The organism is Porphyromonas levii DSM 23370 (assembly GCF_000379925.1).
Taxonomy (GTDB): Bacteria; Bacteroidota; Bacteroidia; order Bacteroidales; family Porphyromonadaceae; genus Porphyromonas_A; species Porphyromonas_A levii.
In genome coordinates this window covers 1-13011 of record NZ_KB904280.1, presented here as the reverse complement: position 1 = coordinate 13011, position 13011 = coordinate 1, and the positions used below count along the sequence as shown (strand labels likewise).

Below are 13011 nucleotides of genomic sequence, written 5' to 3'. Positions count from 1 at the left end.
TTTATTTATGAGCGTTTGAAATGGTCTCCAATCAATGAGTTTGTCAATTTGCTCTAGAAACTCATTGCGTGCTCTAGAACTTCTCAATTCGGTAAACACCTCAGTAAATGAGGGTGCATTGTTGCTCGTTTGCTTGAATCCCATAACTATTGTCGCTATAAATCAATACTATATCCTCCCCTTAATTACACAATAAAGATACTAATAATCAATGATATACGCAATAATTTGAGACGGTTTTTCGTGCAACATTCTCATTTAGTTCTTAGTAATAGGAGACTGTTGTATGAACGCATTCAACGGCATTGCTTTCGGCAATCAATTTGGAGCCCGCACTCATATAATATTAGTATCTTTGGGCAGATAATAGCATTATATAGATGAGTAACAAATATACATTCAGAGAGAAAGAGCTAATGGGAAGTGACCCGCATGGCTTCTTCCCCAGCTTGACCCCTACCCCAGCTTACGTACAAGTAGAGGCGCAACTCCGTGCCAATCTTGAGCGCATCCAATATGTCGCGCGTACGGCTGGCGTGGAGATTATCTTGGCATTCAAGGCGTATGCACTTTGGAAGCTCTTCCCGATATTCAGAGAATACATCACCGCTTCTACTGCTAGCTCGCTCGCTGAAGCGCGCATGGGATTTGAGAAGATGGGCAGCCGCACACACACCTACGCTCCGGTGTACAAGGCTACAGAGTTTGAAGAGATTATGGCGTGTAGCACGCATATCGTCTTCAATAGCATGGGGCAGTTCGAGAAGTATTACCCTAGGGTAAAGGACTACAAAGGTTACCCTATCGAATGCGGTATTCGTATCAATCCTGAGTATAGCGAGATAGGGACAGAGCTCTATAATCCCGCAGCGCCTGGCAGCCGTATGGGCACCATCGTAGCGCAGATACCAGAGCAGCTACCCGAGGGTCTTGTGGGACTACATTTCCATACTCACTGCGAGAGTAATTCGTACCAATTGGAGCGTTCTTTACAGAAAATAGAGGAGAAGTGTGATCACCTCCTGCGGCAAGCCAAGTGGGTCAATCTCGGTGGCGGTCATCTTATGACACACCAAGAATATGATATTGAGCACCTGATAGGTATCCTCAAGAGCTTCAAGGCAAAGTACCCACACCTCCATGTAATACTAGAACCTGGGAGTGCCTTTGCTTGGGAGACGGGCTACCTAGTGGCTACGGTAGAGGATATTGTAGAGAACCATGGGATTCGTACCCTGATGATGGACGCCTCGTTTACTTGTCACATGCCTGATTGTCTGGAGATGCCTTACCAGCCACGTGTGCGAGGGGCTGAGCAAGAGCAGACAGAGACACATACCCAAAAGTACCGCATAGGGGGCAATAGTTGTCTCAGCGGTGATGTGATGGGTGATTGGTACTTTGCGAAGGAGCCCCAAGTGGGGGACTTACTAATATTTGAGGATATGCTGCACTATACTTCGGTGAAGACCAACATGTTTAATGGCATCAAGCACCCCTCCATCTGCTTAGAGCACATGGATGGCACACTCGACGTGCTCAGAGAGTACACAGTAGAGGATTACCTAAATAGGATGAACTAAAGGGAGATTATGGCATTTTTTGGATTATTTTCTAAGGAAAAGAAGGAGACGCTGGATAGCGGACTAGAGAAGACAAAGGAGTCTTTCTTCGGAAAACTATCACGCAGTGTAGCAGGGAAGTCTAAAGTAGACGATGAAGTCCTAGATGAACTAGAGATGACACTCGTAAGTAGCGATGTAGGGGTACCCACAACGCTGAAGATTATTAAGCGCATCGAGGAGCGTGTAGCAAGGGATAAATATGTAGGGACAGGCGAACTCAATACTATTTTGAAGGAGGAGGTCGCTGCTATGCTACAGGAAAATAACACCGAGGATGGCACTGCCTTTACGATAGAAAAGGAAGAGACCCCTTATGTTATCCTAGTAGTAGGTGTGAATGGTGTAGGTAAGACGACGACTATTGGCAAACTAGCACACCAGTTCAAAAGCTCGGGCTATAATGTGGTACTAGGTGCAGCGGACACGTTCAGGGCTGCTGCGGTGGATCAGCTGGTTATATGGGGAGAGCGCGTAGGCGTACCTGTGGTAAGACAAGCCATGGGTAGCGACCCTGCTTCTGTCGCTTTCGACACCGTCTCTAGTGCCAAAGCACACAACGCCGATGTGGTGATTATTGATACAGCCGGTCGCCTCCACAATAAGGTAGGCTTGATGAACGAGCTCACCAAGATTAAGAATGTGATGAAGAAGGTTCTACCCAATGCCCCTCAGGAGGTACTCTTGGTATTGGATGGCTCCACAGGTCAGAATGCCTATGAGCAGGCCAAGGAATTTACAGCAGCTACAGACGTGACGGCACTAGCCATTACTAAACTCGACGGTACTGCCAAGGGCGGAGTGGTACTGGGTATCTCCGACCAGTTTAAGATTCCGGTTAAGTACATAGGACTCGGAGAGCAGATGACTGACCTCCAACTATTCAATAAGCAGGAGTTCGTAGAATCACTATTCAGTGAAAGATGAGGAAAAATAGAGTAGATGTAATCACCATGGGCTGCTCCAAGAATCTAGTGGATTCGGAACAGCTGATGCGACAATTCGCGAGTAATGGTTACCAAGTGGAGCATGACGCTGAGATTCCTCAGGGAGAGATTGTGGTGATCAATACTTGTGGCTTTATCGAGAGCGCTAGAGAGGAGAGCATCAATACCATCCTGCAGCTTGTGGAGGGCAAGAAGGAGGGGCGTGTAGGTAAGGTATATGTGATGGGCTGCCTCAGTGAGCGCTATATGGAGGAGCTAAAGGCAGAGATACCAGAGGTAGATGGGTGGTACGGTAAGTTTAATTGGAAAGGTCTCCTTTCCGAGATAGGTAAAGCATACCACACCTCTCCAGCCGATGCCCGACTACTCTCTACGCCTAGCCACTATGCCTATGTCAAGGTCTCCGAGGGCTGCGATCGCACTTGTGCCTACTGCTCTATCCCTCTGATTACAGGCAAACATGTGTCTCGACCTATGGAAGAGATACTAGAGGAGGTGGAGGGACTAGCCAAGCGGGGGGTAAAGGAGCTACAGCTTATTGCCCAAGACCTTACGTATTATGGGCTCGACCTCTATAAAGAGCATAGGATTGCGCAACTAGTTCGCGCTATCTGCCGTATCGATGGTATCGAATGGGTACGCCTGCATTATGCTTATCCCAACCATTTCCCTTACGAGCTTCTCGAGGTGATTAAGGAAGAGCCTAAGGTATGCAAGTATCTCGACATCGCTCTACAGCACATCAGCAATCCTGTACTTAAGGCTATGCGCCGCAACGTAGGGAAGGAGGAGACGCTTGCTCTGATACAGCGTATCCGAGAGGAGGTGCCAGGCATCTATCTACGTACTACCCTTATGGTGGGGCATCCTGGCGAGACTGAGGAAGCATATCAGGAGTTGATTGACTTCGTAAAAGAGGTGCGCTTCGAACGCATGGGCGCCTTCAGCTATTCTCATGAGGAGGGCACCTACGGGTTTAAGCACTATGAGGATGAGATTGCCCCCCAAGTAAAGCACAACCGTTTGGAACGTCTGATGGATATCCAGCAAGAGATAGCTTTCGAACAAGCGGAACGACTGGTGTGTACTACACAGAAGGTCATCATCGACCGAGGGGCAGAGGGTTATTATATTGGGCGCACGCAGTATGATTCACCCGATGTAGACCCTGAGGTACTGATACCTACCGAGGAGGTGCTAACGATAGGAGCGTTTTATGATGTGAGGATTACCGAAGCAGACGGTTTCGACACAATAGGAGCACTAGTATGAGGCAAAGAGAGGAGATTCTGGACAAAGCACAGGCGCTGATACTATCACGATTGCAGGAGAGGACGAGTCTGGACATCCCAGCAATAGGTGTATTCCAGCCTCTCTTTCGCTCGGAGTACATCCTAGAGGGTGAGGAGGGTCGGCTACTCATACCGCCCCATGTATCGCTTAGCTATCTGCCTGCGGAGTATCTCCTGAATGCCAAACACTACACAACGCTTGATCACGAATCGCCGAAAGGGTATTTCGCTACAGACTTCACCTCTAACCTCTCCGACCTACACGGGTGGGACGAAGGGGAGGTTGCAGAGACGCTTTCCTCGTATCTCAAGGAGCTACTGGAGGGACTATTCAAAGGCAGAAGGGTTACCCTCCTTGAGTTAGGAGACCTCTTTGTCACGGAGGAGGTTGCTAGCGTACTTCTCCTCAACTTCATCCCCAATACCACACTTTTGCAGAGCCTCAATACACCCTTTTCTATCTATAAAGAGACTAAGCTGAGGGCAGACTTAGAACTGGCAGATACGGAGGTACGGCAGAGCAGAATCACAGAGGAGTCGGCTCTGCAATACGCTATCCACGAGCCTGTACCCGAAACAAAGCCTGAGCCAAAGAGCGAAAGCGAGATTATCCCAATAGTCAAACAGTTGCCACTACCGCATAGGGAGGAAGAAAAGAAAGGACAGAAGTCGCACAGGCTATGGCTCATTCCGGTACTGATTGTGGTAGCCGGACTTCTCATCTTCCTCCTCAATAGACGACAGGAGCCTATCCCCGCGACGGTAGAGACATTATCACCTCCCGCTGATACGCTACTCACCGAACAGACCACAGTAGTGGCGCCGTTTGATACTGTCATGGTACCCAAGGGCGGTTCACTTGCTGCAGTGGCTCGAGAGTACTACGGCAATGCGCTCTTCTGGGTCTATGTCTTCATTGCCAATGCTGATAGCATTCCGAATCCCGATAATCTCCAACCCGGACAGAGCCTAATCGTCCCTCCTCTGGAGTGGTATACGCTCAAAAGCGACTCTATTGAGGCGAATAAAGAAGCTAAGGCGTGGGCTACCGTCATCCTAAATAGGAAGTTCTCCTCTTACGAAGCGCAACGACCACAACTGAAGATACAGCCATGAAGATGCGTATCCACCTCATCCTGCTCTTATGCCTTTCCTGCGCACCTTTTGCCAAAGGGCAGAATCGTCCAATAGACGAGGTGAACGTGCTTATGGGCACTATGTCGACCTACGAGGTATCCAATGGCAATACCTACCCTATTATTGCCCGTCCATGGGGTATGAACTTCTGGACACCTCAAACAGGGAAGAATGGAGATGGCTGGCAATATACCTACTCCGCCAATAAGATACGAGGGTTCAAGCAGACGCATCAACCGAGTCCGTGGATGAACGACTACGGTCAGTTCTCATTAATGCCCGTAACGGGGGAACCTATATCGGGTGAAGAAGAACGTGCCAGTTGGTTCTCACACAAAGCAGAAGTAGCCAAGCCCTACTACTACAGTGTCTACCTTGCCGACCATGACACCCGTGTAGCCCTTTCGCCTAGCAAACGAGGCGCGATATTCAATATCCAGTACCCCGACTACAAGGACAACCACCTGGTCATCGATGCGATGGATAGCCGAAGCTCTATTCGAGTGGACTTGGAGCGCCAGATAATTACGGGCTACAGCACAAAGAATAGTGGCGGTGTGCCTGATAACTTCCGGAACTACTTCGTTATCAGAAGCGAAGTACCCTTTGTACTCACCGCTCAGGATAGCACTACGCTCACGGTCTCATTCCATCGGGGAAGCAATGTCACCCTACACGTTGCCAGTTCCTTTATTAGTCCAGAGCAAGCATTAGTAAATCTCGAAGAGGTAGTCTGCAAGAGCTTTGAGGAGCTAATATTTGAGGGGGAGGAGGAGTGGAATACCCTTCTCAGCCGCTTTGAGGTGAAGGATAGTAACCGTGACCATATCCGGACCTTCTACTCTACGCTATACCGTTCGCTCTTATTCCCTCGCCGTCTCTACGAGATAGGTCACGATGGTGCCATCTACCACTACAGCCCATACAATGGCAAGGTACTCCCTGGCTATATGTATACTGATACTGGCTTTTGGGATACCTTCCGCTCGCTTTTCCCACTACTCAACCTCTTTTACCCTGACGAAGCTCAGAAGATGCAAGAGGGCTTGGTAAATGCCTATAAAGAGAGTGGATTCCTCCCCGAGTGGGCTAGTCCAGGACACCGAGATATCATGATAGGGAATAATAGTGCGTCAGTAGTCGCCGATGCTTTTCTTAAAGGCGTTGGTGCAAAGGATATGGAGACGCTTTGGGAAGCGGTAACGCACGGCGCCAATAGCGTACACCCCGATATCAAGTCTACAGGGAGATATGGCTACGATGCCTATAATAGGCTCGGTTATGTCCCCTATGATATAGGTATCAACGAGAGTGCCGCACGTACCTTGGAGTACGCTTTCGACGACTGGGCTATCTATCAGCTAGGAGCAGCCCTAGGCAAACCAGACAGCGAAATAGGCATATACAAAGAGCGTGCCCATAATTATAAGCATCTCTTCGATACTGACCACCGATTGATGCGGGGCAAGAACCAAGACGGATCATGGCAATCCCCGTTCAATCCTCTCAAATGGGGCGATGCCTTTACCGAGGGTAATAGCTGGCACTATACATGGTCGGTATTCCATGATATACAAGGACTGATAGACCTCATGGGTGGTCGCGAAAGCTTTGTACAGATGCTCGATAGCGTCTTCACAGTACCTCCACTGTTCGACGATAGCTACTACGGCTTCGTGATCCACGAAATCAGGGAGATGCAGATAGTAGACATGGGTAATTACGCGCATGGCAACCAACCAATACAGCACGCTATCTACCTCTATAATTACGCTGGAGAGCCTTGGAAAGCTCAATACTACGTGCGTGAGGTTATGGACAAACTATATGCTCCTACCCCTGATGGTTACTGCGGTGACGAAGACAACGGGCAGACCTCAGCATGGTTTGTATTCAGCGCTCTAGGCTTCTATCCGGTATGCCCAGGCACTCTAGAGTACGTGATTGGCGCGCCTCTCTTCCAAGAAGTCGTCGTTCATCTTCCCAATGGGAATAATCTCACGCTTGCTGCCCCAGGCAATGCCACTGACACAAGATTTATACAAGAGCTCACTATCAACGGTAAGAAGTGGCACCACAATTACTTCACTCACGACCAGCTAACCCATGGCGGCAAAATACTCTTCAAGATGAGCAGTGACCCAAATTATCACCGAGGAATAAATAGCAACGATATACCCTATTCTATGACCCATGAAAAGTAAACTCTTCACCCTAATCCTCCTGCTCGCCTCGCTCACTTGCTCGGCACAGATTGCAGGCACATGGCATGGTAAGCTCCAAGTTACCTCTGTCTACTCCCTCTCCCTCGTCTTACACATCACCGAAGAGGGCAATCAACTATCGGCTACGCTCGATAGCCCTGACCAGGGTGCCACAGGGATTACCGTAGATAAGGTCGAGTACAATACCACCTCCAAACAACTCACCTTCGAGAGCTCAGCTATCGGAGCACGCTATCAAGGCATACTAAAGAACGACACCATCCAAGGCGTATTCGCTCAAGGCGGGATGCCACGAAGGTTGGATCTCTCTCGTGGAGAGGTAAAGAAGGAGGAAGTAGAGCTCCCTTATAACAGCCAAGAGGTAAGCATCCCATCGGGCGACGTTATGCTTTCAGGAACTCTTACTTCTCCTAAGGAGGGTGGCAAGTCTACCGCCCTGCTCCTAATAGCTGGCAGTGGACCTAACAACAGAGACGAACAGATTGGTCCCCACAAGCCACTCTATGATATTGCAGACTACCTGACCAAGGAGGGTTACACCGTACTGCGTTACGACAAGAGGGGCATAGGCAAGTCCACAGGCTCCTTCTCCGCCTCTTTGCTCTCAGACCTACAAGCCGATGCCGTAGCCGCAGCTCAGTTCCTGAGATCGTATAGCAAGTTCGAAAGAGTCGGCATCATCGGTCATAGCGAGGGCGGACTCATTGCCCAGATGATTGCTGCCGAGGCCCCACAAGTCACCGACTTCATCATACTACTTGCGGCACCAGGCACTACTGGTATCGAGACCGTCGTATACCAAAACGCTGTCATGATGGCGCACCTTATAGAACCCTCAGTCACAGAGCAGTTTAGACAGGTCACCCAAGAGACTTTCAGCCAACTTGCCTATAAGGAGCAAGACCGTACAGAAGACTCCCTACTGATGCGTAGTTACTTTGATAAGGTACTGCCACTTGTGAAGGAAGACCAACGAGAACAGACCAAGGAAATGGTCTACTCCGACCACTACTTAACCTCGATGCTCAATGCACTCACTCCTTATTTCAAGGGTTTCCTCCGTACCACTCCCAAGAAGTACCTCCGACAAATCACTTGCCCTATCCTCGCTATCAATGGTAGCATGGATATGCAGGTAGAGGCAGATGCCAACCTCTCGGTAATCAAAACATTCGCCACGGAGTCCAAAGAGATTACCGTGCTAAAAGTAGAAGGGCTCAACCACCTCTTCCTGCCCTCCAAGACGGGGTTACCCCAAGAGTACTTCCAACTAAAGCCTGGCTTCTCACCCGAAGTACTACACGCTATCAGCGATTGGCTCCTTAAATAATGACTAGACAATAACTCCTCTACTGAGCATCGGACAACCGTCAGTAGAGGAGTTTTTATATCGCACTACCTAAAGCATAAGCACGTCCGTATTTACAAATCCAGCGAGCAAATACCAATTACTATGTACAACAATATACAAACACAAGTAGCGATACATAATAATTGGGTATCTTTGAAGCGTTAGCGACAACAACCCGAAGGCGGTGCCTCAAAGCGAGGTTCCGTCTCCTTATTACATAATATTATTTATTCTATCTATGAAAGAGAAACCTACCGTGGAGGTCCTCAATGACGTAGTAATACGCTTTGCGGGAGATTCAGGAGATGGCATGCAGCTTACAGGCTCGCTCTTCTCAGATGTCTCTGCCATTTTAGGCAATCAAATCTCAACTTTCCCCAATTATCCCGCCGAGATACGTGCACCCCAAGGGAGCCTTGCAGGGGTATCGAGCTTCCAAGTGCGCATAGGCACCACTGGCGTCTATACCCCTGGTGACTACGCTGATGTATTAAGTGGCGATGAATCCTTCGGCACTCAAGGTCAATGTCAAGAATATAAAGAACAATGCAGTTATCATTGTAGACGAATCAGCATTCGATGAGATGGGGCTCAAGAAGGGAGAGTTCACAACACAGAACCCCTTTATCGAGCTAGGCTAAACCCAGAACGAGGTACTTAGTGTACGTATCACCGAAATGACCAAGGAGAGCCTCAAGGATACGGGTATGGATATGAAGGCAATAGATAGGAGCAAAAACATGTTTGCCCTCGGTCTCATCCTCTGGCTTTATAATAAAGATATAGCTCCTGCAGAAGAGCTTCTGAAGAAGAAGTTTAGCAAAAAGCCCTCCATCCTAGAGGCTAACCTCAAGGTACTCACCGATGGGTATAATTACGGGCACAACACCCATGCCTCTGTCAAGACCTACCGTATTGAGGGCACAGAACAGCAACCTGGGCACTACACCGAGGTAAGTGGCAACCAAGCGACAGCGCTAGGACTAGTTGCCGCTTCCTAAAAATCTGGCAGGCAACTGTTCCTCGGCAGTTACCCCATCACCCCAGCTACAGACATCCTCCACGAGCTCGCAGTTTTGAAGCCTCTAGGTGTAAAGACCATGCAGGCAGAGGACGAGATCGCAGGTATATCTACAGCTATTGGCGCTGCCTAAGCTGGAGCCTTGGCTGTAACATCTACTTCAGGGCTAGGACTAGCACTCAAGAGCGAAGCCCTCGGCTATGCAGTGATGACAGAGCTACCCCTGGTGCTCATAGATGTAATGCGAGGCGGACCCTCTACCGGTCTGCCTACCAAGAGCGAACAGACCGACCTCATGCAGGCACTCTATGGGCGCAATGGCGAGAGCCCATTGGTCGTATTGGCAGCTACCACTCCAGGCAACTGCTTCGATACTGCCTTTGAGGCATGCAAGATAGCTCTCGAGCACATGACTCCCGGAGTACTACTCACCGATGCCTATCTCGGCAATGGTGCTTCGGCATGGAGGATTCCTCAGCTCTCGGAGTATCCCGAGATTAAGCCTCGTTTTGTAGAGCAATACTACATCGAAGAGCCCCCTTGGACACCTTATATGCGTGATCCCGAGACATTCGTACGCTACTGGGCAGTTCCTGGTACAGAGGGCTATCCCCACCGTGTAGGCGGTCTGGAGAAGGATAGTCAGACTGGCGCCATCAGTACCGAACCCCGCAACCACTCCCGTATGGTAGGTTACCGCAAGGAGAAGATGGCCAAGATAGCTCAGGATATCCCGCTTCTGGAGGAGATAGGCGATAACGATGCCGAAGTACTCGTAATAGGCTGGGGTAGCACTTATGGTCATATCCTCACCGCTGTGGAGCAGATCCGCAAGGCAGGCAGGAAGATAGCCATGGCTCACTTCAAGTACATCAATCCTCTTCCGCTCAATACCGAGGAAGTCATCCGTAGCCACAAGAAGGTGGTTGTAGTAGAGCAGAACACGGGTCAATTTGCGAGCTACATAGGCGGAATGCTAGAGGGGCTAGACCTTTATAAGTTCAATAAAGTGGAGGGGCAACCACTGAAGGTCGCAGAGCTAGCCAACTACCTACTCCACATACTGGATGGTGAAATCATTAAGAATGGAGGGATGTAAGCCATGAAACTGACTAAGATAACCGGACCAGCACCATCTGGTCTCACCTATACGCAGAAGGACTTCAAGAATGGGGCAATCGTGAAGTGGTGCCCTGGCTGTGGCGACTACGCTATCCTCAATTCGATTCACAAAGCGATGGCAGAGATAGGTATTGCACCACACAATACCGTGGTGGTGAGCGGTATCGGCTGTTCATCACGCCTCCCCTATTATATGAATACCTATGGCATGCACACTGTCCACGGACGAGGTGCTGCGATTGCCACAGGTGTAAAGGTGGCAAACCCTAATCTCAGTGTGTGGCTCGTATCCGGTGACGGCGATAGTATGGCGATTGGTGGCAATCACTTTATCCACATGATCCGGCGCAATGTGAACATCAATATGATGCTCATCAATAACAAGATCTACGGACTTACCAAAGGACAATACTCCCCTACTAGTGACCGAGGCTTTATCTCTAAGTCTTCTCCTATGGGTACGGTAGAGGATCCATTCATCCCTGCCGAACTCGTCTTCGGTGCACGAGGAACCTTCTTCGCACGTACCATAGATATCGATATGCAGATGACCCAAGACATCTAGTACAAGCTGCGGCCCACAAGGGGGAAAGCATAGTGGAGGGATTGGTCAATTGTATGATATTCAATAATGGTACACACAAACAATACACCGATAGGGAGATACGTGCCGATGCTACAATCACCCTCCGCCATGGCGAGCGCATGATCTATGGCAAGGAAAGGAATAAGGGACTTATCCTCGATGGACTAGAGCTAAAGAGCGTAACCATAGGGGAGAATGGCATTACAGAGGAGGATATCCTCATCCACGATGCTTCTACCAAGAGCCCTGTACTCCACTCTATGCTAGGTATGATGCACGTAGTGAACCCCGAGCTCCCAGTAGCCTTAGGTGTAATCCGTAGGGTAGAAGGACTGACCTACGACGAGGAGGTTACCAATCAGGTGATCACAGCACAGGAAAAGAAACCCAACCTCACCCTACAATCCTATCTCGACTCTCTCTCTTCTTGGGAAGTGAAGTAAGGATTCCCTATAATTTGAGAGGCGACTTGCTGTATCCACTATGGATAGTTCGCAAGCCGCCTCTTTTTTTTTTGGGGGGGCACTCACAAGTATAAAGTACTATAAATCTAATATTTACGCAACAAATACAACAATAATAAACCAGACACATCAAAACACAGAACATTTTGCATACTAAAGATGTTATAATAATGATAAGAGAAATGTATTGTATACAAGACTCCATGGAGAGATCCCAAAAGTCGAGTAACAATGAAATTACAACAACAACAACAAAAAAAAGAGAAGTTATGAAGGTTATAAACATTACAGGACTAAAGAAAGAGAATGCAGAGAAGATGGTGAAGGCACTCAACAACTACCTTGCTAATCTGCACGTATACTACTCCAATCTACGTGGATACCACTGGCATGTAGAGGGCATACACTTCTTCGGTATGCACTCCAAGCTAGAGGAGCTCTACAATGAGGCATTTTCACAGATTGATGAGGTGGCAGAGCGTATCCTGATGCTCGATGGCACCCCGGTACGTATGTTCAGTGATATTACCGCTCTTGCTACACTCAAGGAGGTAGGTGTCACTACCGATGCTACAGCTATCGTTAAGGATGTTCTCGCTACAATCAAGAGCCTGATTGCTCAGGAGAGAGAGCTACTCGCACTTGCTGATGAGCTAGACGACACTACTACTGACGATCTCATTACTGGTTTCCTCACTGGTCATGAGAAGCAGGCTTGGATGTTTACTGCGCTTATGAAGTAAGCGCATACGACACTCCCAAGTATAGCTACGCTGGACTGGGGAGATGACAACGCCAAAGAGGGTGTGTCAAAACTGATGTTTTGATACACCCTCTTTATTTTCATGCTATCCATGAAATAAAAATACTAGAGGATAAAATAGGTTAGAGAAAAAGAGAAATAGTACCACCTCGCATCACGAGTATGGCAACCACAAAATGCCATTAGCGGTCTTATCCAACCTAGATTCCGCAAAGTATGCGTTAGCCCCTGATTATTAGTAGGTGGCGCTATTGATAATTAAAGCCCTGTATTCAAGGAGAATACAGGGCTTATGTCCAGATTTTTTTGTATCTTTATGTTCGTATAGATATTACAAAAAATTATAGAGGACTTGTTATGGCAAAGGTACAATTTATTAGCACAAATCGCAAGACTGCAATCGGGGGAGCTCAATTTTTCATCTCATATTGGGAGAAAATAGGCATGTCGGGACTGATTAACAAGCAGTTAGGAAAGTATA

The 13011-nt window shown here is 48.5% G+C and carries 7 protein-coding genes and 2 pseudogenes; all 9 read left to right on the top strand.

All coding sequences use genetic code 11. The features are described from left to right. Positions 1-416 precede the first annotated feature (416 nt). The 9 genes and pseudogenes from nspC to A3GG_RS0108545 all read left to right on the top strand — a co-directional run bounded on the left by nspC (position 417) and on the right by A3GG_RS0108545 (position 12510). Positions 417-1583, top strand: coding sequence for a carboxynorspermidine decarboxylase (gene nspC, locus A3GG_RS0108585; protein ID WP_033408704.1), 1167 nt, complete (start codon positions 417-419; stop codon positions 1581-1583). A 9-nt stretch (positions 1584-1592) separates the two neighbouring features. After that, entirely contained in the window at positions 1593-2549 is a 957-nt protein-coding gene (ftsY, locus tag A3GG_RS0108580; protein WP_018358884.1) for a signal recognition particle-docking protein FtsY, read from the top strand. Next, entirely contained in the window at positions 2546-3841 is a 1296-nt protein-coding gene (gene rimO, locus A3GG_RS0108575; RefSeq protein WP_018358883.1) for a 30S ribosomal protein S12 methylthiotransferase RimO, read from the top strand. Before ftsY ends, rimO begins: the two co-directional genes overlap by 4 nt. Continuing rightward, positions 3838-4977: a LysM peptidoglycan-binding domain-containing protein gene (locus A3GG_RS0108570; RefSeq protein ID WP_018358882.1), complete on the top strand. Its 1140-nt coding sequence runs from the start codon at positions 3838-3840 to the stop codon at positions 4975-4977. Before rimO ends, A3GG_RS0108570 begins: the two co-directional genes overlap by 4 nt. After that, positions 4974-7202: a GH92 family glycosyl hydrolase gene (locus A3GG_RS0108565; RefSeq protein WP_018358881.1), complete on the top strand. Its 2229-nt coding sequence runs from the start codon at positions 4974-4976 to the stop codon at positions 7200-7202. The genes A3GG_RS0108570 and A3GG_RS0108565 overlap by 4 nt, the downstream gene beginning before the upstream one ends. Further along, on the top strand, positions 7192-8553 hold the full coding sequence (locus tag A3GG_RS0108560; RefSeq protein WP_018358880.1) for an alpha/beta hydrolase family protein: 1362 nt from the start codon (positions 7192-7194) through the stop codon (positions 8551-8553). The genes A3GG_RS0108565 and A3GG_RS0108560 overlap by 11 nt, the downstream gene beginning before the upstream one ends. A 259-nt stretch (positions 8554-8812) precedes the next feature. Then, positions 8813-10694 (top strand): annotated as a pseudogene (locus A3GG_RS12640) (2-oxoacid:acceptor oxidoreductase subunit alpha). Between the two features lie 3 nt (positions 10695-10697). Further along, a pseudogene (locus A3GG_RS12635) lies at positions 10698-11746 on the top strand (2-oxoacid:ferredoxin oxidoreductase subunit beta). 290 nt (positions 11747-12036) lie between these two features. After that, on the top strand, positions 12037-12510 hold the full coding sequence (locus A3GG_RS0108545) for a Dps family protein (RefSeq protein ID WP_018358876.1): 474 nt from the start codon (positions 12037-12039) through the stop codon (positions 12508-12510). Positions 12511-13011 lie beyond the last annotated feature (501 nt).

Coding starts and splice junctions, on each gene's coding strand:
- nspC (WP_033408704.1), top strand. CDS start 417: ATGGGAAGTGACCCGCATGGCTTCTTCCCCAGCTTGACCCCTACCCCA.
- ftsY (WP_018358884.1), top strand. CDS start 1,593: ATGGCATTTTTTGGATTATTTTCTAAGGAAAAGAAGGAGACGCTGGAT.
- rimO (WP_018358883.1), top strand. CDS start 2,546: ATGAGGAAAAATAGAGTAGATGTAATCACCATGGGCTGCTCCAAGAAT.
- A3GG_RS0108570 (WP_018358882.1), top strand. CDS start 3,838: ATGAGGCAAAGAGAGGAGATTCTGGACAAAGCACAGGCGCTGATACTA.
- A3GG_RS0108565 (WP_018358881.1), top strand. CDS start 4,974: ATGAAGATGCGTATCCACCTCATCCTGCTCTTATGCCTTTCCTGCGCA.
- A3GG_RS0108560 (WP_018358880.1), top strand. CDS start 7,192: ATGAAAAGTAAACTCTTCACCCTAATCCTCCTGCTCGCCTCGCTCACT.
- A3GG_RS0108545 (WP_018358876.1), top strand. CDS start 12,037: ATGAAGGTTATAAACATTACAGGACTAAAGAAAGAGAATGCAGAGAAG.